Origin of the sequence: Salegentibacter maritimus, assembly GCF_016236975.1 — a bacterium.
Classification (GTDB): domain Bacteria; phylum Bacteroidota; class Bacteroidia; order Flavobacteriales; family Flavobacteriaceae; genus Salegentibacter; species Salegentibacter maritimus.
In genome coordinates this window covers 98,230-120,363 of the sequence record NZ_JAEHNY010000011.1, presented here as the reverse complement: position 1 = coordinate 120,363, position 22,134 = coordinate 98,230, and the positions used below count along the sequence as shown (strand labels likewise).

18 protein-coding genes and 1 tRNA gene are annotated in these 22,134 nt (G+C 35.2%); 12 read left to right on the top strand and 7 right to left on the bottom strand.

What is annotated here, in order from left to right; translation table 11 throughout:
- Positions 1-91: 91 nt before the first annotated feature.
- Positions 92-526, bottom strand: coding sequence for a lipocalin-like domain-containing protein (locus tag I6U50_RS12600; RefSeq protein WP_198639092.1), 435 nt, complete (start codon positions 524-526; stop codon positions 92-94).
- A 216-nt stretch (positions 527-742) separates the two neighbouring features.
- Between I6U50_RS12600 and I6U50_RS12595 the strand changes: the two genes are divergently transcribed.
- Complete coding sequence (locus I6U50_RS12595) at positions 743-1,717, top strand: fasciclin domain-containing protein (RefSeq protein ID WP_198639091.1); 975 nt, start codon at positions 743-745, stop codon at positions 1,715-1,717.
- 170 nt (positions 1,718-1,887) lie between these two features.
- Here the strand turns inward: I6U50_RS12595 and I6U50_RS12590 are convergent, their stop codons facing one another.
- The 3 genes from I6U50_RS12590 to I6U50_RS12580 form a co-directional block, all read right to left on the bottom strand.
- Entirely contained in the window at positions 1,888-2,892 is a 1,005-nt protein-coding gene (locus I6U50_RS12590) for a M28 family metallopeptidase (protein ID WP_193710926.1), read from the bottom strand.
- Between the two features lie 120 nt (positions 2,893-3,012).
- Complete coding sequence (locus I6U50_RS12585; protein WP_198639090.1) at positions 3,013-3,717, bottom strand: SGNH/GDSL hydrolase family protein; 705 nt, start codon at positions 3,715-3,717, stop codon at positions 3,013-3,015.
- Between the two features lie 101 nt (positions 3,718-3,818).
- Positions 3,819-4,400: a hypothetical protein gene (locus tag I6U50_RS12580; protein ID WP_232805936.1), complete on the bottom strand. Its 582-nt coding sequence runs from the start codon at positions 4,398-4,400 to the stop codon at positions 3,819-3,821.
- A 248-nt stretch (positions 4,401-4,648) separates the two neighbouring features.
- Here I6U50_RS12580 and I6U50_RS12575 point away from each other — a divergent pair.
- The 6 genes from I6U50_RS12575 to I6U50_RS12550 all read left to right on the top strand — a co-directional run bounded on the left by I6U50_RS12575 (position 4,649) and on the right by I6U50_RS12550 (position 13,443).
- Positions 4,649-4,733: transfer RNA gene (locus I6U50_RS12575), tRNA-Ser, on the top strand.
- A 231-nt stretch (positions 4,734-4,964) separates the two neighbouring features.
- Positions 4,965-5,507 carry a GNAT family N-acetyltransferase gene (locus I6U50_RS12570; RefSeq protein WP_198639088.1) on the top strand — a complete coding sequence of 181 codons (543 nt, stop codon included), beginning with the start codon at positions 4,965-4,967 and terminating at the stop codon, positions 5,505-5,507.
- Positions 5,508-5,704: 197 nt separating this feature from the next.
- Positions 5,705-7,084, top strand: coding sequence for an RHS repeat domain-containing protein (locus I6U50_RS12565; RefSeq protein WP_198639087.1), 1,380 nt, complete (start codon positions 5,705-5,707; stop codon positions 7,082-7,084).
- Positions 7,085-7,726: 642 nt separating this feature from the next.
- On the top strand, positions 7,727-10,879 hold the full coding sequence (locus I6U50_RS12560; protein WP_198639086.1) for a SusC/RagA family TonB-linked outer membrane protein: 3,153 nt from the start codon (positions 7,727-7,729) through the stop codon (positions 10,877-10,879).
- Positions 10,880-12,358, top strand: a complete 1,479-nt coding sequence (locus I6U50_RS12555) for a SusD/RagB family nutrient-binding outer membrane lipoprotein (protein WP_232805935.1) — start codon at positions 10,880-10,882, stop codon at positions 12,356-12,358. It abuts the gene before it with no gap.
- Positions 12,359-12,363: 5 nt separating this feature from the next.
- Positions 12,364-13,443, top strand: a complete 1,080-nt coding sequence (locus I6U50_RS12550; RefSeq protein WP_198639085.1) for an alkaline phosphatase family protein — start codon at positions 12,364-12,366, stop codon at positions 13,441-13,443.
- 281 nt (positions 13,444-13,724) lie between these two features.
- Here the strand turns inward: I6U50_RS12550 and I6U50_RS12545 are convergent, their stop codons facing one another.
- From I6U50_RS12545 to I6U50_RS12535, 3 genes are read right to left on the bottom strand one after another with little or no spacing between them, the layout of a single operon-like run.
- Complete coding sequence (locus tag I6U50_RS12545) at positions 13,725-14,465, bottom strand: DUF1963 domain-containing protein (protein WP_198639084.1); 741 nt, start codon at positions 14,463-14,465, stop codon at positions 13,725-13,727.
- A 24-nt stretch (positions 14,466-14,489) separates the two neighbouring features.
- Positions 14,490-15,395, bottom strand: a complete 906-nt coding sequence (locus tag I6U50_RS12540; RefSeq protein ID WP_198639083.1) for a DUF6892 domain-containing protein — start codon at positions 15,393-15,395, stop codon at positions 14,490-14,492.
- Positions 15,396-15,454: 59 nt separating this feature from the next.
- Positions 15,455-15,898, bottom strand: a complete 444-nt coding sequence (locus I6U50_RS12535) for an SMI1/KNR4 family protein (RefSeq protein WP_198639082.1) — start codon at positions 15,896-15,898, stop codon at positions 15,455-15,457.
- Positions 15,899-16,089: 191 nt separating this feature from the next.
- Here I6U50_RS12535 and I6U50_RS12530 point away from each other — a divergent pair, with 191 nt between their 5' ends.
- From I6U50_RS12530 to I6U50_RS12510, 5 genes are all read left to right on the top strand, one after another.
- On the top strand, positions 16,090-16,440 hold the full coding sequence (locus I6U50_RS12530; RefSeq protein WP_193710638.1) for a hypothetical protein: 351 nt from the start codon (positions 16,090-16,092) through the stop codon (positions 16,438-16,440).
- 2 nt (positions 16,441-16,442) lie between these two features.
- The gene (locus tag I6U50_RS12525; protein ID WP_198639081.1) at positions 16,443-17,300 is read left to right on the top strand and encodes a hypothetical protein; all 858 of its coding nucleotides are present in this window, start codon (positions 16,443-16,445) and stop codon (positions 17,298-17,300) included.
- The gene (locus tag I6U50_RS12520) at positions 17,301-18,437 is read left to right on the top strand and encodes an adenylosuccinate synthetase (protein ID WP_198639080.1); all 1,137 of its coding nucleotides are present in this window, start codon (positions 17,301-17,303) and stop codon (positions 18,435-18,437) included.
- A 104-nt stretch (positions 18,438-18,541) separates the two neighbouring features.
- Positions 18,542-19,588, top strand: coding sequence for an SMI1/KNR4 family protein (locus I6U50_RS12515; protein WP_232805934.1), 1,047 nt, complete (start codon positions 18,542-18,544; stop codon positions 19,586-19,588).
- A 55-nt stretch (positions 19,589-19,643) separates the two neighbouring features.
- Complete coding sequence (locus I6U50_RS12510) at positions 19,644-22,130, top strand: hypothetical protein (RefSeq protein ID WP_198639079.1); 2,487 nt, start codon at positions 19,644-19,646, stop codon at positions 22,128-22,130.
- The last annotated feature ends 4 nt before the right edge of the window (positions 22,131-22,134 follow it).

The window sequence follows — 22,134 nt, the reverse complement described above, 5'->3', positions numbered from 1 at the left end:
GCTGAAGGTAGTCCTAAATAAAAAAGCGATCTGAAATAATAACTCGTAAATTGACTTCAGATCGCTTTTTACATATAATTATGTTAAAAATTTACTCCTCAAATTCTGGAGCGCGGGTAAAAGAAATAGAAGCATCGGGAAAAATACTAGGTCTAAAAATAAAACTTTTAGCGTTTTCCTGAAATTCTACCTTACCACTGATTCTTTCATTTATACCTCCTACAGGAATATTAAATGTGTAATTATCATTATCCCGGCTCCAGGTGCTCTCGGTGTCATCTTCAAGCTCACAGGTTTCACCGGTTTCGGCATAATATTCAGAGTAGGTGGTACCGTCTCCTTCAAAAATTATAAAGGATTTTTTATTACAATTACTTAACTCAAAAGTAAAAGATTCACCACTAGGGAGGTTTGCATTAGAGACAAACCATTTTCCATAAATACGTTCGCCATTATTAGCATCATCGTCTTCACTACATGAGGTAAGCAATGCAATACTAAAAAGTACTATAAAAAATTTCTTCATAATCTAGATTTTAATTTAGTGTAAATATATTCAATTTAGAACATCTATTACAGCAAACGGATACTAAGTATAGAATATTGCAAGGAATATAACTGGGGTAGATATTACATTATATCAATAATTAATTTAACTATTGTTTCATGTAAATTAACAAAGAGTAAACAGTTTTTGAGCTACTTCTCATTTACATTTGTTGTTAAACAAAAACTTAGAATTATGAAAACATTTAAATTTACTAAAATCGCCCTACTGGCGTTTTTAACTTTTGGTCTAATTTCCTGTAGCGACGACGATGATGGAGGAGATGTAGTCGAGCCAACAAACACTATTGCTGATTTTGTTGCTGGGAATCCAGATTATTCTTCCCTTGCAGCTGCTTTAGAAGTAACGGGTCTGGATGCGACTTTAGACGGAACAGCTAACTTTACGGTCTTTGCACCTAATAATGCAGCGTTTAATACATTTTTATCGGATAATGGCTTTAGTAGTCTTAGCGAAGTGCCGGAAGATGTTTTGACAGAGATTTTACTAAATCATGTTCAGGAAGGAGAAATCATGTCTGGTGACCTTTCTACAGGATATATTGAAAGTATGGCTACCGGGATGGCTTCAGAAGAAGCTCTTAGCATGTACATCAATACCGATGATGGCGTTACTATAAATGGAGTTTCTTCAGTAACTACTGCTGATGTAGAGGTAGATAACGGTATAATTCATGCTGTAGATGCTGTTATTGGGTTGCCTGATATCACAACTTTTGCTACTGCTGATCCTAATTTTGATATTTTAGTACAGGCACTTACACGTGAGGAATCTTTTTCATTTGTGGAAACATTAATGATGACTGAAGATCCCGCTCCATTTACCGTTTTTGCTCCAACCAACGATGCTTTTGTAGCATTATTGAGTGAGTTAGAACTGGCGGCCCTTGGTGATATTCCTACTGAAACTCTAGACGCTACCTTACAATATCACGTTGTTACGGCAGCTAATGTAAGGTCTGGAGATTTAGCCGATGGTATGGCTGTTACTACGTTGCTTGGAGAAGACTTTACTGTAAACCTTGGTGATGATGTAGTAATTACTGATGGAAGAGGAAGAACTTCTACTGTAATTGCTGCCGATGTTCAAGCTAATAACGGGGTAATTCATGTACTTGATACAGTATTGCTTCCGCCTGCTGCAGAATAATTTTTAGGTAAAAATAAGTAAAAAGGCTGGTTGAAGATTTTATCTTCAACCAGCCTTTTTTATATCTAAAAGTCTTAACTCGATAATCGAGATTTAATTTCTCGATGATTTATCGCGGTTAATTTACTTTTTTATTGGCACCGCCAAAGGGTATAATACCTCTAGATGGTTTACTTTGAAGCTTTATCTACTACCAGCCTTTCATCGCGATTAGCAATTTCCCAGGCAGTAAGAAATACCAACTTTGCTCTTTTCATTAAAGCTTCATATTCAATTTTTTCGGCAGTATCAGTTGCTTTATGGTAGTCTGGGTGTACGCCGTTAAAGTAAAAAATTGCCGGTATGTTGTTTTTTGCGAAGTTGTAGTGGTCGCTTCGGTAGTAAAAACGGTTTGGATCGTTCTCATCATTATAAGTGTAATCTAAATCCATATTCATAAATTCTGAATTTACATTTTCACTAACTTCGTGAAGATCTGTACTTAATTTATCGCTACCAATTAGATAAATATAATTATCGTTCCCCTCGTGGTTTGCATCAATACGGCCAATCATATCCATATTTAAATTGGCTACCGTATTTTCTAATGGGAATATTGGGTTTTCAACATAATATTTAGAGCCTAGAAGGCCTTTTTCCTCAGCGGTTAAATGAATAAAAAGAATAGATCGCTTAGGCGTATACCCATCTTTTTGTGCAGCTTTAAAAGCTTCTGCAATTTCTAAAATAGCAACCGGGCCAGAGCCACCGTCATCCGCACCATTATATATGTTTCCTTCATCATCTACACCAACGTGATCGTAATGAGAAGTTATAACAAGGATTTCTTCCGGCTTTTCACTTCCTTTAATAAAACCAAGTACATTTTCTGAGTCTTTCATTTTGTTATTAAAAAACTCGGTGGGAATTACCTGATAATAGTTAGGATTACTTGCAGGTGCATCTATACCAATTTCCTGGTAAAAATTCACAATATATTCAGCAGCTTTCTTTTGTCCGGGTTCACCGGTATCGCGCCCCTCATATTCATCGCCGGCAAAAGTGTAAAGATGTTCTTGTAAATCTGAAACAGTGATGGTTTCGGCATATTCCATCGGATTTGCATTTTCAACATTTTTTTGCGTGCCACAGGCTACCATTCCGGCAGTTAGTGTCACTAAAAGCATTTTTTTCATAGTTAAATTTAATTTTTGCTAATTAATACTTCGTAAAATATTTAGAAGTTTTTATTAAAGTCGCAGCAAGATAGCAGTTTCGGTTGAAATTCTTAAAGAAGTGCGTGAAACTTTATTTTGTTATTGCTGCATAGCCTCAAGAATTGCTTTTTTAGTTAGCGGCGCCATAAGCTTATAGCCAGCGAGGTTTGGATGCACACCATCTTTAGAATATTTTTTAGGTAATCCTTCTTTTTCATCCTTAAGTACCGAGAAAAGATCGAGATACGTATGTTGATTTTCTGCGGCATATTTTTTCATCCAGGAATTTATTTCGGCAATTTTTTTAACGGGTTGTAGCCCGGGACGCCAGGGGTAATCGTATACGGGGAGGATAGAGGTAAGGATTACTTTTATGTTGTTGGCTTTGCCCAGTTGCGCCATTGCCTCAATATTATTTGTAATCATTTCTACGGAAGAAAACCCTGTGTTTCCGGCTATATCGTTGGTTCCGGCAAGAATTACCACCGCTTTGGGCTTGAGTTTTACCACATCTGGCATAAACCGAATAAGCATTTGTGGCGTAGTTTGCCCGCCAATACCACGTCCTAAATAATTATTCTCACTAAAAAAGTCTGGCTGGGCATTTACCCAGCCTTCAGTAATTGAATTGCCCATAAAAACAACTTTGGGGTAACTCTGTGTTTTCATTAATTTCCTATTTTGAGTAGCATACTTTTTAAGATTTGCCCAATCTTGTTCCATTAGATCTTGATATTCTTTTTTTTGTGCATTTAGTAGGTTGCTAAAAAGCAGTACTAAAGAAATTATAAATAAGTTTTTCATGAATTGTAAAATATAAAAATAAACGGATTTAAGCTTTAAAACTAATCGATATAATATGATAGATATATCCTTTTGTAGGGTGTAAATATAGCTTAGTTGCTTTAAAAGCCTATTGATATTTTAGATCTAAGCAAGCTGTTAGGTATTTGTGAAGATTGAGTGCCAAAAATAGTTCCTGTACCTATATCTATATTTAAATTGTTAAAATTGCCTCTAATTCCTGCCCCAATTTCTGTTTGAGGGAATAATAGATTCATTTCGCGAGTATTTAATCTTTCGCCTTTGTTTAAGGAAGGCGTTAAATACCGTCCAAATAGATAGAAACTATATCGTTTGTTGATATTGTATTCTAAAGTAGCACTAAAGCTGCCGTAAAACCCCGGTGCTTTGTTATTAAAGATAGTATTCTCTTCTAACAGTCCTGCATTTAAAGTAAAGCTAAACTTATCTAAAGTATAATTGAATGTATTCTTATATAGTTTATAATAACCAAATCCATCATAAGCATTTTGGTGCTTCATTTGAGAGATGTGGAAATTGGAGGTAGGCTCCAGCGTATTTTTATTGGCACCGTCAAAGGGTGTAATACCTCGAGGTAGACTTTTTGTTTCTTGTGCGCTTATTCCACTAGCCGATAGCAGAAAAAGTAGACAAAAGTTGGAGAGTAAACGGGTTTTAATCATAAGAGGTAATTGTAAGAACATATTTGAGTTACTTGCCAATATAAAGACTAAGCTTCCTGGAGTTTTGAATCTTAAAAGTGAAGATATTAATTTTAACTAAGACTCTTTCTTAAAATTGATAGAGATGTTAAAACCTGATAACGAGACAACTCGAAAAAAGCTTAAAAAAACTTCTTAAAAACCTTGTGTATAATTGTAAAAGCTTGTTATATTTGCATCCGCTAAGCAGAAATGTATAGCATTTTATTGGAGGAATGGCAGAGTGGTCGATTGCGGCAGTCTTGAAAACTGTTGACTGTAACAGGTCCGGGGGTTCGAATCCCTCTTCCTCCGCTGAAAAAAAGCCTCGTAGACATTATGTTTACGAGGCTTTGTTGTTTTAGGTACATAGAACGGCATTGATTTATATATTTTTAAACTTCCACCTTTTTTTATGGTTTTCTAAAACCTTTTATGGCGGCATATTTTTGATTTAAAGGCAGGTAACCGGTATTTTTCGCAACTAACCTGGTAGCTTGGGACAGGCTGTCATTCTAATACATTTACATAAAGCAACTTGAAAAAATGGAAACTGAAAATTATACTTTGAAGGAGATACAGGATTCTGACGTAAATAATATTTATAAAGGATTGTCAGACCCTGAAATCACAAAATATTACGATGTTCATTTTGCTACTTTAAAGGAAACAGAAAAGCAAATGGAATGGTATAGAAACTTAAAAATAGAAGGAACAGGGGTTTGGTGGGGAATCTATAATAAACAGAATAATAAATTTTGTGGAGCTGCTGGTTTTAACAATTTAGAAAAACAACATAAAAAAGCAGAAATTGGATTATGGTTATTGAAAGAGTTTTGGGGAAAGGGGATATTGAAAGAAGTTATGCCTAAGCTCTTTGAGCAGGGGTTTTTAAAATTAAACTTAAATAGAATCGAAGGATATGTAGTGAGTGACAATGCTAAATGTAAGAATGCATTAGAAAAAATCTATTTCACCTATGAAGGAACAATGAGAGAGTGTGAAATTAAAAATGGAGAGAAAATAGATGTCGATATATACTCGGTATTAAAAGCAGAATGGAAAAAATACAATCATTATAATAACTAAGCTTTTTTTGGTATTATTCCCCAACATAAACGCTCTCCTGATTAAACCCGTTCTTAGTCTCTTATCTTTATGTAAAGAATAACCTGTTTTAGGAGTTAAAATATTTTAGTTCCCGCACTTCATGTTACACTTCATTCAAAGAATTAGTCAGGCAAAATAAAAATTATAGTTTTGCAGAAAGCACTATATCTATAGAAATGAAAAAAGCAGTTAAACTATTTAGAATTGGTCTCTTATTAATGGTAGGAATCTCTTTAATAAGTGCTTGTGCTACAGTTAAAAAAACAAAACCGGTGATTAATAAAGAGAATACTGATTGGGAAAAGCTGAATTTAATAGGAAATGTGAAAGCTGTAAATGAAACTTCAACTACGAAATATCCCGATGAAGAAGCAAAAATAAAAACTTCAAAGTATACTTTTAACCGGTATGGGAAGCAAGTGCTTTTTGAAGGGCCTAAACACTCGCATAAGAGTGTCTATAACGCTGAAGGGAAAATTTTAGAACAGAAACAATATTTTGAAAATAGACTGGAAAAGAAAATAACTTATAACTATTCCAGTGAAGGCAAAAGAACTGGTAAGAGTACCTATATGACGCCTACCTTTCAAACCGAGGAAGAATGGGAAGCCCATGAAGCCAATAAAAAAAATCTTCCAAATGCAGGGCTATACCTTCAAAATAGACTTGACATTCAGGATAACGGCAATCAAACTATAACTGTGTACAAAGAAAATAAAGAAATTGATCATATACAGTACGAGGTTTACAAGGGGTCGAAATTAGTAGAAATTAGTGTAAAATATCCTTTTTCAGAAGTTTTTGGATATAAAAAAACCTGGAAATATGATGAGGACGATAATCTTAAAAAGTTTAAAAAATATGTAGGGTCCGCCGAAAGATTAGAACTTATTTGGGAGTATGATTATGATGAAAACGATAGAATAGTTAAAGAGACGTATTTGCGCTACATGCCTAAAAGCTCGTCTTCATTTAATGAAAATGGCCATCTTAAAGAACAAATTAACGCTTATTATTTAGATGAGGAAATTTCGGCTATTTCTTCATTCCAGTACGATGCTCATGGAAGTCTAATTTCCAAAAAAAGAAAGAAATATAATGGTGAATTAGCACGTGAAATAACTTATGAACTCACTTACGATTCCAACCAAAATTTAATACAGGAAAACGTACACGATTCTAAAAAAGCCAGCGTCAATAACTATATGGAGTATGATGAAAATGCTAATGAAATATATTATAAATCTGTTGATGCTAATGGAGATTTAATAGCAAAAGTTACTAGAAAATTTGATTCTGTTTCAAATATGATAGAACGTGTTGTTTATAAGGCTGATGAAAGCATAAGTTTAAAAGAGTCTTATGTTTACAATGCAAATAATAATGTAAGCAAACATATAGTTGAAAAACCTTTAGAAGAAACCATAGAGATAAAAACCCGTGATTATGACCACAAGGGTAACTGGATAAAATTTGAACTCAAATTTCTTTCTTCAATAAATAATGAACTCTTTCAACAAGTGATTAAAGAGCGTGAAATAGTTTATTTTGAGTAATTGGCACATATATATGTTGCATTCAGGCTAAGACAATTTCTTTTAAAGTATTTATAGAGTTCCTGGTGTAAAATCCTTATTCCAAGAAATGTAACCTAGATGATAGTAGGTGGTTGATTTAAAATGCTTTGGACTATTTTAGACACGAGGCAGATTTTCCTGAAAAACCTTCCGTAGTAATCATTTAATTTGCAATGATTTCTCGATAATAGAGGTTTATCCCAATAATTATCGGGATTCCCGGGCTAGTCTTAAACAAAAAACTTTCCATTTAAAAACACTTTGGCTTGCTATGAGGTAATTACTTTTTATTTGAAAAATCTTAGACATTCTCATTTTTTAATTCGATTGTGAGTGTTCCGAAAATGTAAAGACCTGGTTTATATTTAAATAAGTTATATCTAGAGAAAAATAGGCTAAGAAATAGTTATGTAATACATATTACCCTAAGATGTTTTATAAGTTAAGTTTTGTTAAAACAAATAAACTTATCATATCTATTAAAATTCTTTAAATCAGTTTTTTATCCTTTTTTAGGTGCTTAATAGTCTTAAAGGTTACTTAAATATTTTCTAAAATTCATTTGATAATGGCGGTTAGGTCGAATTGTAGCTTTGCGCTGAATTTTTAACCAACTATCGAATGAAACATTATTATTTATTCTTATTGATTTTTGGCCTGTCTTGGCAAATACAGGCCCAACAAAAAGAAATTACCGGTGTAATTACCGATCCCGAAGGAATTCCTTTGCCCGGGGTAAGCATTAGCATTAATGCTGGTAGCGTAGGAGCAGTTACCAATTTTGATGGCCAATTTGAGTTAATGGCCAGTACCGGAGATGTTTTAAGCATTTCCTATCTGGGTTTTTTAACTCAAAAAGTAACTATAGACAATAAGGCCAACTTACTTATAAGTCTTGAGCCAAATACCGAATCTTTAGACCAGGTAGTGGTTACTGCACTTGGTATTACTAAAGCAGAGAAAAAAATAGGCTATGCAACTCAGGAAATAGCAACAGATGATTTAAAAAACATACCCATTGCTAATGTTGGTAATCTTTTTTCGGGGAAAGTTGCCGGTTTACAGGTTAGTAATCCACCCGGGATGTTTCAGGCCCCAAGTTTCTTGCTGCGAGGGAAAAAGCCACTAATTGTAATTGATGGGATACCGGTAAGTAGTGATTTTTTTGATATTTCACCAGATAATATTGGTGCAATCAATGTTTTAAAAGGTACTACGGCTTCGGCTTTATATGGCTCCAGGGGAAGAAATGGTGCTATTCTCATAAATACTAAAAATGCTACCGAAGAAGGCTTGACGGTTGAAGTATCTCAAAATGTAATGCTTACTGCCGGATATGCCGTTTTTCCTGAAACACAGCATGAATATGGAAATGGTTCCAATGGAAAATATGAATTCTGGGATGGCGCCGATGGCGGTATAGCTGATGGTGATATGATTTGGGGACCTAAGTTTGATGAAGATTTATTAATACCCCAATGGAATAGTCCTATAATTAATAATGAAACAGGAGAAGAAATTCCGTGGTGGGGTAGTGTAACCGGCACTCAATATGATGATCGCTCTAAATACTCCAGAAAACCCCTGCCCTGGGTGAGACACGATAATCTTGATGAGTTTTTGGGAACCGGTGTTATTTCAAATACAAACTTTAACATAGGACATAGAAACAAAAATGGATTTTACAGGTTAAATGGTAGTTTTTCTCATAATAAAGATCGTGTCCCAAATTCCAGCCTTTCCCAGGGAGGTTTGAGTTTTAAGTCCCTTACCAACTTTAATGATAACTTAAGCTTAAGTAGTAAGTTGTCTTATAACAAAGTATACTCTCCAAACTCCCCTAATTATGGGTATAACCCCAGTGGGCATATGTATACACTTCTAATCTGGATGGGAGAAGATGTAAATGGAAAAGATTTAAGAGATCATCATTGGGTACCGACAAAAGAAGGTTATAGGCAGGCTAATTGGAATTATGCCTGGTACAATAACCCATGGTTTGGTGCAGAAAATTACCAAAAGGGATACGATTCAAACTTACTTAATGGGCAGCTTCAATTGTCTTATAAGCTTGGAGAGAAATTTCAATTCCAACTAAGAGGTTCGGGTGTTTTAAAGCAAACTTTTGAAGACCTGGAAAGTCCTAAATCTTACTTTAACTACAGTGCGCCCAGAGAAGGTTCTTACCAGACCTGGAATAAAAACCGTTTGAATATTGATTACGACTTTTTAGCGACCTATAATGATAAGCTTAGTGACGAGCTAGGGCTGGCAGTATATGCCGGAGCTTCAACTTTTTACAGAAGCCATAGAAATGAATTTGCCGCCACAGATGGGCTTACAGTGCCAGGAGTTTATAATATGGGGAATTCTACAGGACCCGTGAGGGCCGAAAATTACTTTGAGCAAAAGGCCATCAATAGTGTTTATGGAACACTCGAACTGGATTTTCAGGATACTTATTTCTTAACAATGGCTGCGAGAAACGACTGGTCTTCTACGTTACCAAAGGAAAACAGGTCTTATTTTTATCCATCTATATCCAGTAGCGTACTTTTAAGCAATATTTTGGATTTGCCGTCTCAGGTTAATTACATGAAGCTATTTGGCTCCTGGGCAAGGGTGTCTAGCGATTTAGAGCCTTATAAATTATCGTCCTACTATAATAATTCAGGGAGTTTTGGCAATATTCAAAAGCTTTATTATCCGTCAGAAATTGTAAATCCTAATATTGCTCCTGAAACTTCTACATCTTTTGAAGTGGGGCTTAATACGGCATTGTTTAACAATCGTCTGGCTTTAGATGCAACTTATTACAACACGGTAGATACCGATCAAATTATCAATAAGCCCATTTCCTTAGCTTCCGGATTCACTTCCCGTAAAATGAACGGAAATGAATATACCACCAATGGTTTGGAGCTATCTTTAAGTTTTAAACCAATTAGGAAAGAAAACTTTAAATGGTCTGGATTGGTGAACTGGTCAAAACAGGTAACACGTTTAACCAATATTACAGGAGATTCAGAAAAATTTGGGAACCTATCGCTTAATGATCGGGTAGATAGTTATTACGAAACCGAATGGAAAAAATCTCCCAATGGAGAGGTGATACTTAATGCCGAAACCGGTTTACCAACAAGAGATACGTATGTATCTTATTTAGGGCATTTTGATCCCGATTGGTCATTTGGTTTGGTCAATAATTTTCAATATAAAAATTGGCATTTGAATGTAGCCCTGGATGGCGTTTGGGGTGGAGTACTGCGCTCTCAGGTAGTTGAAAAAATTTGGTGGGGTGGAAAACATCCAAAATCTGTAGAATACAGGGATGAAGAATATGCAGCCGGTGAACCTATCTATGTGCCAGATGGAGTTAATGTTGTAAGTGGCGAGTTAGTGCGTAATGTGAATGGAGAAGTAGTGTCTGATACCCGTGTATTTGAAGAACATACTACCCCAATAAGTTGGCAAACCTGGTCTCAAAACTACCCATATCGTGCCAGGGTAACTGAGGAAGAAAGTGAAACTTTTGCGAATGTATTTGATAGGTCTTACTTAAAATTACGTAGTGTATCCCTTAGTTATAATCTTACAGAAATGCTGGGAAGTAAAAGTATAAAAGATGCCAGTGTAAGTTTTAATGCTTATAACCTTTTTGTACTTACCAAAGGAGACTATTACACAGATCCCGATTTTAAAACCCAGGATAGCAATAATATTCAAGATCCGTCTTCACGTTACCTGGGAATTGGTTTAAACTTAAAATTCTAAATGATGAAAAACATAAAAAAGTATCTTAGTGTCTTGGTTATGGCCTTGTTATTTAATGCCTGCCATAATTTAGATGAAATAAATGATAACCCGAACTATGTAAATGAAACGCATCCGCAACTTCTACTTACAGAGATCGCATCTAATGCTTTCCAGGTGGAAGGTACCCGAGCTTTATATGCATCAAGAATGATTATACAAACGGGTGAGGAAAATAATTACCAGTTTTATAAATGGGGAAATGGAAGTTTTGCTCCTTACAATGAGTTAAGGCAGATAACCAAAATGATTGAAGAGGCGCAACGAATTGAAAATTCTAATTATGTGGCAATTGGTAAATTTTTTAGAGCCTATTATTTTTATAAACTTAGCTTAAGTTTTGGAGATATACCTTATAGCGAAGCTTTGGCGGGAGAAACAGGCAATTACCAGCCGGGATACGATTCACAGGAAAGGGTTTTTGCTGGCATTATTAATGAATTAGATGAAGCTGCCGGCTTAATAAACAACAATGAAACTATTGATGGTGATATAATTTATAATGGAAACCCTACTAATTGGTTAAAGCTAATTAACTCATTTCAACTAAAAGTTTTAATGACTTTGTCGGGTAAAGAACAAGTGGAAGGAATAAATATAAGTGAAAAATTTAACGAGGTATACCAACGAGGAAACCTTATTAATTCTCTAGATGAGAACGCCCAGTTGGTGTTTGTTGATCAGCAGGATAGCAGGTACACCGAGTTTAATTCCAGTAGTTATGCTTCAAGTATGTTTATGTCTGCTACTTTTGTAGATCTTTTAAAAGAATTAAAGGATAATCGTTTGTTTATTATAGCAGAACAAACTTCCAGTGCAACTTCTGAAGCAAAACCAATTGAAGATTTTGAATCTTATAATGGGGGCGATCCAACTGCAAATTATTCACTAATTAGTGAAACGCTGGTTGCCGATGGAAATATTTCGAAAGTGAACGCCAGGTATTATACAAACCCTACTACCGAGCCGCATAATATATTGAGCTATTGGGAAATAGAGTGTATATTGGCTGAAGCAACTGTTAGGGAATGGATCAATTCAGATGCATCGCAACATTATGAAAACGCTGTTCGGGCAAATTTTGAATTTTATCGAAATCATGCAGAAGAATATAATATGTACTTATCTGAAGCTTATGTAAATCAATATTTATCGCAGGAAAATATAAAATTGCCTGTGGCCGATAAGGAAGTTTTATTAGAAAGAATCCTTACTCAAAAGTATCTTACAAGCTTTTTGCAAGGTGGGTGGACGCAATATTACGACTATCTAAGAACAGGCTATCCCTACTTTAAATTTACAAATGCTAACACGCCTCCTAAGCGATTTGTATACCCAAATGATGAGTATAATAACAATACCCGTAACCTTGAAGAAGCCATTAACTCTCAGTTTAATGGGAATGATGGAATTAGAGAAACACCCTGGTGGTTAAATTAAAAACTATGAAAAAAAACTATGTAGTACTAGTAGCTGTTTGTTTATGGACTTGCTTCCTACAAGCACAGCAAAATGAAAAAGTAATTATTATTAGCCTGGACGGCTTAAGATGGCAGGAATTATATGGCGGAGCCGATTCCCTGTTTATAAATAATAAAGAATTTGTTTCTAATACAGAAGCACTAAACGAGCAATTTTGGGGGCCTACTAAAGAAAAAAGGCGAAAGAAACTAATGCCTTTCTTCTGGAGTCATATTGTAGAGAACGGCGTATTGCTTGGGAATAGATGGGAAGAAAATAAGGTAAATCTTACCAATACGATGTTATTTTCATATCCCGGTTATAATGAAATTCTAACAGGAAGAGCCGACGATGAGCGCATAAATTCTAACAGCAAACATCATAACCCAAATGTGACTTTATTAGAAAAAGCTCAGGCTTCGAATACCTATAAAGATAAGGTAGAGGCTTTTGGTAGTTGGGATGTATTTCCTTACATCCTTAATGAAAAACGAAGTGGAGTTCCTGTAAATGCAGGCTATAGATCTTCTCATGCGGCAAACCCAACAGAAAAAGAACTTTATCTGGACCATTTGCAAAAACAAACTCCAAAAAGATGGGAAAGTGTAAGGTTTGATGTATTTACCCATAATTATGCTTTAGAAAGCTTACAATCGCGAAAGCCCGATGTTTTGTATATCGCTTATGGAGAAACAGACGATTTTGCGCACGAGGGGCGTTATGATCAATATTTAAAGTCTGCAAAAAGAACAGATGAAATGATTAAGGAAATTTGGGACTTTATTTCCAAAGATCCTTATTATAAAGACCAAACAACTGTTTTTATCACCACGGATCACGGTAGGGGTACAGGCGTAACTAAAGATAACGACTGGAGACATCACGGAAGTTCAATTCCTGTGGCAGATCAAACCTGGATAGTAGCTTTTGGCAACAAAATTCAGACTTTAGGTGAAGTGAAAAAAGATGCGCAATATTTTGTGCCTCAATTTACCACTACTATTGCTGAATTTCTAAACCTGGATTTAAAAAACGATTTTCCTGCCCTGCCAATAAAGAAATAAGTAATTATTTTATTAGATGTTTACAGGAAAATAAAACGTATAATATTAAAAAATAAAAGCCCCGAAGCATTAGTGTTTCCGGGGCTTATTTATTGGCACCGCTAAAGGCTGTAATACCCCGAGGTAGTTTACTGGATAATAGAGATTTAATGTTGCGGGACCTGTAGGTGATTTACCTTTACTCCAGAAATTAGTTTATAGTGCTGTTATATTGAGGTTTTAGATCTAAATTTTTAATGGTTTAAACACAAGAATTTAGTAAACCTAAGAAGCATTTTTCATTAACCGGCATTGGATTTTACATTAGAGAAGTCACATTTTTCCAGTCTACTTTTTTCAATAAATAGCATTAGGAAACCCCGATTGTTCCAATTCAGCCCAAAGCCAGAATTTGAGCGTAAGGTTAATAGCGATATCCAATCATCGCTTTCTCTAGGATCTTCATTTAAAACATTATAAAAGGGATAACCAAGTAAATAGCTTTTATATCTTTTGTCTGTTTGATCTGAAACTTTATCGCATACGTAAGCTAATTGTCTTTTGTTTAAGCCTTTTTCCTTATATAATTCAGGTTTAAACGGAATGTCAACTTCTGGTTTAAATACAACATCTAAAAAGTATTTATCAGGAAAATTAGGATTGTTGTATGGTTCTAAGTTTTCATCGATATCAAATAAAAAGACTTTTGCATAATCCTTATCTGTCCAGGACATATTATTTTCGTCATCATAAGCTATAAATATACTTAGCATTCCTTTTTTGGGAAGTAGCGTGTTTGCTGTGGGTATTTCGCTTAGGTTAAATTGTGCTATAAACCTATAGTCACCATATTGATGTTTGGGCCATTTAAAGTTTTTGGGTACATCGGGATCACCTCCATATTTACTTAAGCCTTTTTGATCAAAGACATTTGCTTGTGTAATTTGTATGGCTGGAAGCATAATAGATTTTAAGTAGTCCTCTTTTTTATGTAAATCGTATTTTCCTTCTTTAATAATTTCCTCTAATCTGTTAATATCCATAGTGTATTTATTATTTGCCTACTGTTACAACCACTCTGCATCAATCCCCATCTCTATAAAATCATCGTAAACCTGGTCTTTAGCATAACATAATGTTGCTTTTTTTAGGTTTGGGAAGTGTTTGGCGTCTGCGCTAGATTCGATATCCCAATATTCTACGGCTCCGCCGGAAAATGGAGCTAAATTCATATAAATATCATTTCCGCCATCCTGATAGATTTCTGTAATTTCGGCAGCAAGGCGTTTAGGGATTGGTAAATCTTTAAAATACTGTACTACTTCTTCAATGGGCTCGTAAGCTTCTTTGTCTATATCAATCTCCCGTTTTTGATACCAATCTGCAAATTCATATAAATCAAATACAGGTTTTAGTAAATTTTTAGTGTACATTAATTCTTCTATCACCGATAATTTGAATCCAAAATCAGTAAAATTGATTGTTTCTTCCTCGAGTGATTTAATTAGGTACTTATCTTTGGGAATGCCTTCCCCACGTTTGTAGGGGACATAAGTGCTAACTTCTATGGCTTTAACCTGGTCTTTCTCTATAGAAAACCAGGCGCTTAGGTTATTTAATACTAAAGCTCCTGAAGAATCTCCTTTAAAAAGCTTTACACGCGCATCTTCATGCTCTTTATAATACTTGGTAATCTCCTTATTTTCGAAATAAAAAGTTCCGGAGAAAATCTTATTTGGGCTAAAATTATAATCTTCAGCTTCCAGTACAATTGTTATGGAATCTATAAGTTTTCCATTTTTTGAATAGGCTAAGATTCCTAATTCATCCCAGGTGAATACGGTATTGTGTTTTAATTGATGTACGCTATAGTTCGTATTTAGAGATTTTTCCAAAGTGGCTAGCAACAAAGGGAATGCAATAGTAACCGAATTGATTTCAAAATTATTTGAAGATAATTGTATTGTTGTCATAGATAGGTTTTAGAGAGTTAATTACTTTAGGTATTATACCCTTTGGCGGTACCGATAGATTATAAAGGTTTTCTGGTTTTATAGAAATCGGCAAAAGAGCCTGAAATTTTTGTTACTTCCCCACCATCGTGATAATACGCCCAAACTGAAAAACTACAATCAGGATCCAGATATAAATAATCTCCATTTTCGGTTCCTATTACAAATCCTTTGGCAACACGTTCTAATTTTACCCTACCAAACCTTAGTGAAGGCGCATAAGCTATTTCTCCAACTTCCTCCTGAATGTATGTATATAATTTTAAGCATTCATAATTGGCAGCCTCACCAACTCCTTTCATTTCCCATCTTTCTAAAAGCGCTGCTTTCCCAAACATATTCCAGGTGCGTTTATCCCAACGGCCGTTATTTTTTATCTGGCATCCATCAGGGTTTTCATTTAGGAATTTAAGGTATGTAACCGGCAATTCGCGGTTGAAAGTAGTATTCATTTCAAGTTTCATGAGTAATAGTTTTGCTGATGATTATACAATTACAAAGGTGAAAGCTTCTTTTTAGAGGTCGCTAACTGTTTTCAGGGATATTGTGTTCTAGAAGGGATGAGGTTTATTTTTATGAAGTAAGATTAAAAATCACCCTTTTCGGGGATTAATGACATTATTTCTCAGGTTAATTTTGTGATAAACAAAATTTTATGGAAGATAACACCAAAAATGCAGCTTTTTTAGACTCATTAAAGCGCAATAATGAGAAGATAAGAGACGACCGGGCCAATGCTATTGCAGAAGATGCGCATCTTATGTACAAACGAGAAACAGAAGATCTGGCCTTGTCTTTAAAGCGTCTAAAACGCGAACAGGAGAATATGTTAGATATGAGTCCTACCGACGCCAATAGTTTGGTGCTGGCTTCAGATTTTGATGCAAAAAACTATGTCTCTAAAGACCTGGAAATGGCAGTTAAAATAAGAAATCTGGAAATAAAATTAGAATTGGCCAAAAAGCGCTATGCGTATTTATTTGGGAGTAAAATAGAAGAACTATAATTATGGGAGGAGGAAGATTTAGTCACGAGGCGTATTCACGCTTAAGAGACTCAAAAGGATATAGTAATAAATCACGGGAAGAAATATTTACGGCAAGAGCTATAGATCCTGAAATGGATCCTGCTAAAGCACTTTTACGGGAATCCAGGGATTCAGCAGAGCATCCTGAGTCTGTTTCAATAATTGTGGGACTGGATGTTACGGGAAGCATGGGTTTTGTACCAGAGCATATTGTTAAAGAGGCTTTGCCAGACCTTATAGGTTCTTTAATGGAAGCAGGCATAGAACATCCGCAGGTATTATTTATGGGATTAGGAGATTTTGTATATGACACCGCGCCTTTGCAAGTGGGGCAGTTTGAGTCTTCAGCAGAATTATTAGATCGTTGGTTAACCCGTGTCTACCTTGAAGGTGGTGGAGGCGGAAATAATCAGGAAGGTTATAATTTGGCACATTTGTTTGCTGCAAGGCACACCGAAATTGATTGTTGGGAAAAACGAAAACAAAAGGGCTTTTTGTTTACAATAGGAGACGAGCCTGTTTTTCCTACTATTCCCGGAGAAATTATAAGAAAATACACCTGTACTAATGAAGCTGAAAGTCTTACTACCGAAGCTATTATTAAAGAGGCGCAGGAGAAATACCATGTTTTTCATATGCATTTAGAGCATAATGATTGGTCTAAAAAACCGGGCCGTAAAGGAAACTGGAAGGAATTGCTGGGAGAGAATTTTATTGAAATTCCAGACTATAAGAAAGTCGCAAAACGAATTGCCGAAGTTGTGATACAACATCATAAGCCTACCTCGGGGAATACTAAGTCAGGTAGTGCTGATACCGAAGTTGAAAATATGTTATAGATGCCAAAATGTAGCATTGTAATAGATTTAGGGTTTGGTGATGCCGGAAAAGGTTTAACTACAGATTTTCTGGCATCCCAACAACCTAAAGAAAGTCTGGTTGTTCGTTTTTCCGGTGGACACCAAATAGGGCATACGGTAAGTACCGGTGCTTTTACACATACCTTTAGTAATTTTGGTTCAGGTACCTTGTTGGGTGTTCCTACCTATTATTCAGAACATACCACTTTGTTTCCTCCGGCAATTCTTCAGGAAGGAAGGTTTTTAAAAAAATATCATCCAAAATTAAAGTTTCATCCGCTGGCAATGCTAACCAGTATCTATGATATTGCTTTTAATAGGGCTGTTGAAAAGCAGCAGCATCACGGTTCTTGCGGATTGGGTTTTGGAACCACTATAGCCAGAAACAAAGAGGATGTCTATTTTTTCGCAAACGATTTGCAGTTCCCCTGGGTAATAAAACAACGTTTAAATAGCATAAAAACCTATTACGAGCAAAAATTGCTTAGTCAGCCTAAAAGTGTGCAGGAGTATTATAGGAATGAGCTTAAAACCTATAATGAAAATTATTATGTTGAAAGTTGTTTAGCGATAAGTCATTTTTATGAAATAGTTCCCCTAAATAAGTTGGCCGATAGTTATGGGCACTTTATTTTTGAAGGTAGCCAGGGGGTTTTACTAGATACCCAGCACGGTTTTCATCCACATACTACCTGGAGCAATACCACTTCCAAAAATGCTATTCAGCTTATAAAGGCACAATTAAAAGAGGTTTTAAACCTGAATGTTTATTACGTGACTCGTTGTTATCAAACCCGGCACGGTAATGGTCCAATGGCTGAAACAAAAAAGGTTTCCTTACAGAATAATGAGCAGGAAGCGAATGAGACCAATGAGTTTCAGGGTGAGTTTCGTACCAGGGCTTTAGATATTTCTTTGCTTAATTATGCTTTAAGCTGCGACGAAATTTATCATCAGGATATGAATATTAGTAAAAACTTGATGATTACCTGCCTTGACCAGCTTCCGGAATTTTGTGCTGAAGATTTAGCGGGAAAACTTACCCAAAATTTTAAAACCGTTTATGGAAGTTACGGTCCCGGTAGAACATTTGTCAGGGAAATTTCTGCTAAATAAAAAGAGGGCCTTCTGTAATTTTTAAAATCACCCCATTCAGGGATAAACCTCCTATAATTCCCGGGTATCTTAGTATGCCGTAAAAATGAACTAAAAAGATAAATATGATAAGCTATAGAGAAGATTTACACGAAATGAAATGGGATGATTTTAATTTCAAATCTATCCAGGTAAACACGCTGCCATTGCTTGAAGATCCAGACCATTACAATAACGGCTTTGTTTTTAAAGATGCGCTTTTAGAAGCGGTTGAAAAAATATCGGGGAAGAAAGTTTTTAAATTGTTGTTTATAAGTCCGGATAATATAACCAGTACAAAATTCTATGCTATTGCTTTTTTGGAAGGTAAGTTTATCTTAACCGCCGAAATAGAAAATACAAACCATTTTTATTCATGGTTTAGCAGCATAGAGCGCGATAAAAAAGACACTAAAAAGTTGAAATCTGAGATATATTCGTTCGGGAAAAGCCTGTACAGTAGTCAGCCAGCCTCAAATTTCAAAGAAGGATATTTTTATAAAGATACCGGTGCGTTTATAGCAGATTTTATTCCTAATGAATTTATAGCCGAAAAACTGGCAAAAGAGAAAGCCGATTTCCTGGCAGATTTTATTCAATTAGATGCCAAAATTGACTTTGAAGAAGTTAAACAAATCTTTGAAGCTTTGATAGCTGAAAAGGAATTAAGAGTTATTCCTCCAAAAAACAACGAGGCCATTTATGCAGAATTTGAGCAAGAAGCAGGTTTCCCTTTTCCTGCCATGATAAAGGACTATTTGAGCTTGCATAATGGAGTTGAAAATGCAGCCATTATGGGAGCTGAAAAAATTTTAAAAGAATGGAAGGATTGGAAAACAGTCTATGATGATTGGACGCAGGAAGAATTGCTGGATACTTACAGTACAAACCAGGGCAAAGCTTTGCTAATGTACACTACTCCATACTGGATTCCATTTTTCGATTTACAAAACGGTAATTTTTTAGCTTTTGATTTTGCCCCCAATACAAAAGGAGTTCCAGGTCAAATAATACGCTATGGTGCCGACCAGGAAATTGGTTATATCCAGGCCGATGATTTAGCTACTTTTCTAAAAAGCCTAATGGGTGATGAAGGTGAAATTCGAGATGAAGAGTGGTTTTATAAACCTTAATCTACAAACCACCCATAGCACAGATTAGAAAATAATTGAAGATTCCCCCCGACTTATGTCTACGATTTTTAAAACGAAAATAGTACCAAATTTAAATACAGCCTCTTTAGATGCTTCTGAAGCACTATCGCTAATTCATATTTTGGAATTGATGAATGCAACAGATAATGAAGCTTATAAAGCTGCAAAAATTACTGACAATGCGCAAAATATAACTAGTAATTTTAGCCAAAGACTTACAGAGCAAATCTACTATCATCCTACTATTTATGCAGATGAAAAAGAAGGTTTGGAATTTATAGCCACCTGGCTTCCAATTTTAGAACAGGGCTGTTTTCCCGATAAAAAAAGTGCAGATAAATTAGTTGAGTTTCTAAAGTTTAGCCTGGGGTATTTTCAATCTCAAGCAATAGCCGATACTTATAAAAATCAAATTTTTAAGGTCTTAAAAGCTTTGGTTCAAAGTGAATCTGAAGCTTCACTTCCTGTAGCTCGTTTTCTAATTCAAAACGTATTTGATATAAGAGATTATTTGAGTTCTGATTTTCTAATTCAAAATTGCCTTAAACATACTATTTTATGCGGAAGCTACACAGTTGTTTCTCCAACAAAGGAAATAACCTCATTTCCATTTAAAATTAACCATGATTTTATTGAGCATTTTTATGAAGGGGATTGGTATCAATTAATTACAATAATACATCAAATATTACCTGTTGGACGCGTATATGCCCCCGGCGCATATCATGTTTTGTTAGCTTGGTTTAGTACCGATTTGGCTAAATTCTATGCAGATAATTTAGAGTTAGCTTTTGCTGCACATAGTGCCATAAAAGAACGCTTAATATTTGGTGAAGCAGAAAGTCTCGAACTACTTAATATAAAAACAGCAGAAGGTGTCTATCCCTTAATCACAGCATTGGGAGCTAAAAAGTGGGATGCCGGTGATGTGCTTCTCTTTAACAATCGCGATAAAGCTATTCCGCAAGTACAGGTAGACGCCTGTTATTTACGGCTTATAGATTGGCTATCTGCCAATGGTGGAGGTAATTTTAATTCAGAAGCATTTCAGGAGTATGGCAAACATATTTTAAGCGATAATAACATTGCTGCGCTTCCCGTTGATTCTATTGCATTTTGGTTTGAAAAATGCCACTCGAAATCAGGGAATTCAAGTCAGATTGAATTTTACAATAACTTGTTTTCAGGCTTTCTTTCTGAATTTAAAAATGGCAAATTTCCGGTAATGCGTCTTAAAAATGAAGCCTTTCAAGTAACCGGCGAATATGTAATAAAGGAGGTATTTAAAAATCTAAACAATATAGGCCCATGGTTGGAAAGTTTTAAAAGCACTGGATTAAAAGACCCTCTAAATCAATTTATAGTTCTTTCATATTATGATGCACGTACTTCATTGTTAGATTTATACAGTGAAGAAAGTCGGCAGGTTTTGCACACCTACTTGTTAGACCTGGCTTACTCTTCAAGAAATGCATCAGAGAACATCAGGAAAGAAGGCTTAGCCTTAATTGTAAATATATTAGCAAGCTTGTGGGGTACTCCCGCTAATTATACTAGAGTTAATGAAATTTGGGCTTTTAAAAGTATAGATAGTAGTGTTACTAAGCTTTGTAACGATTTTGCAAAAGAACAATATCTTAACGAAAAGCGTTCGCTAAGCTTAAAACTTATTCAGGCGTGGTATAATTTTTTGGGTGACTATTATTACAGCGCTACAACAGAAGCTGTATGGGTTGGTGAAATGTTACAAATGCAAGGTATACGCTCGGCCAATTATTTTAATACTGTTCAAGATGATATGTCTTTCTTTTTAGACCGTACAGTTTCCCGGCTACTTCATTTTCATAAAAAGTGTAAAAGCAGTAATAATACCAATGACGTCTTAAGCCTTATTGCGACACAAATTGAAACCTATCTTTCTGATTTTCTTCAGGAGCTAAATGAAGATAAACTGGCTAAGCCCACCGTAAAATACCTTTCTGATTATAGTAAGAATGAAGTTTTTGGCTTCAGTACTAATACAGATTTATTGAATGCGATTATTGAATTTTATGATTTTCATTTTAAGCAAGAACCAATAATAGAATCCAAGGTAGTTGTAGAGCAATCAAAACCTGCAGAAACTACTATTAACGAAGTTAATATAGATAAAAATTATGTAGAGACAGTGCTTAGTAATTTAGAAAACTATAAAACTACGGGCTCATGTGATACACAACTTCTTGCTGTATTAGATGAAAGAGTATCAGAATTAAAAACCTCGTATAAACAAGATGATACAGGTTTAGAAGCTCGATTTAATCAGGCACTTTATATGGCTTTGCTGGATAAAGACCTGGCGCCGGGAACAACATTGGAGACCTATGGTAATCTTTGTAGAAGTTTATTTATAGAGCTGGTAAAGGGATCTAAAATGGCAAGCTCTTATGCCCTTGGTTTAAAAACCATGGCAAATTCTGGAGCATATCCAGAACACTTAAAAACTGCTTTATTGCAGGTTATGGAAGATTTAAACGCATAGAAGA

Bases quoted from the DNA above. Each gene is read 5' to 3' on its own strand.
- I6U50_RS12570 (WP_198639088.1), top strand. From the start codon at position 4,965: ATGGAAACTGAAAATTATACTTTGAAGGAGATACAGGATTCTGACGTA.
- I6U50_RS12590 (WP_193710926.1), bottom strand. From the start codon at position 2,892: ATGAAAAAAATGCTTTTAGTGACACTAACTGCCGGAATGGTAGCCTGT.
- I6U50_RS12530 (WP_193710638.1), top strand. From the start codon at position 16,090: ATGGAAGATAACACCAAAAATGCAGCTTTTTTAGACTCATTAAAGCGC.
- I6U50_RS12600 (WP_198639092.1), bottom strand. From the start codon at position 526: ATGAAGAAATTTTTTATAGTACTTTTTAGTATTGCATTGCTTACCTCA.
- I6U50_RS12510 (WP_198639079.1), top strand. From the start codon at position 19,644: ATGTCTACGATTTTTAAAACGAAAATAGTACCAAATTTAAATACAGCC.
- I6U50_RS12520 (WP_198639080.1), top strand. From the start codon at position 17,301: ATGCCAAAATGTAGCATTGTAATAGATTTAGGGTTTGGTGATGCCGGA.
- I6U50_RS12560 (WP_198639086.1), top strand. From the start codon at position 7,727: ATGAAACATTATTATTTATTCTTATTGATTTTTGGCCTGTCTTGGCAA.
- I6U50_RS12580 (WP_232805936.1), bottom strand. From the start codon at position 4,400: ATGATTAAAACCCGTTTACTCTCCAACTTTTGTCTACTTTTTCTGCTA.
- I6U50_RS12595 (WP_198639091.1), top strand. From the start codon at position 743: ATGAAAACATTTAAATTTACTAAAATCGCCCTACTGGCGTTTTTAACT.
- I6U50_RS12565 (WP_198639087.1), top strand. From the start codon at position 5,705: ATGAAAAAAGCAGTTAAACTATTTAGAATTGGTCTCTTATTAATGGTA.
- I6U50_RS12535 (WP_198639082.1), bottom strand. From the start codon at position 15,898: ATGAAACTTGAAATGAATACTACTTTCAACCGCGAATTGCCGGTTACA.
- I6U50_RS12525 (WP_198639081.1), top strand. From the start codon at position 16,443: ATGGGAGGAGGAAGATTTAGTCACGAGGCGTATTCACGCTTAAGAGAC.
- I6U50_RS12540 (WP_198639083.1), bottom strand. From the start codon at position 15,395: ATGACAACAATACAATTATCTTCAAATAATTTTGAAATCAATTCGGTT.
- I6U50_RS12555 (WP_232805935.1), top strand. From the start codon at position 10,880: ATGATGAAAAACATAAAAAAGTATCTTAGTGTCTTGGTTATGGCCTTG.
- I6U50_RS12515 (WP_232805934.1), top strand. From the start codon at position 18,542: ATGATAAGCTATAGAGAAGATTTACACGAAATGAAATGGGATGATTTT.
- I6U50_RS12585 (WP_198639090.1), bottom strand. From the start codon at position 3,717: ATGAAAAACTTATTTATAATTTCTTTAGTACTGCTTTTTAGCAACCTA.
- I6U50_RS12545 (WP_198639084.1), bottom strand. From the start codon at position 14,465: ATGGATATTAACAGATTAGAGGAAATTATTAAAGAAGGAAAATACGAT.
- I6U50_RS12550 (WP_198639085.1), top strand. From the start codon at position 12,364: ATGAAAAAAAACTATGTAGTACTAGTAGCTGTTTGTTTATGGACTTGC.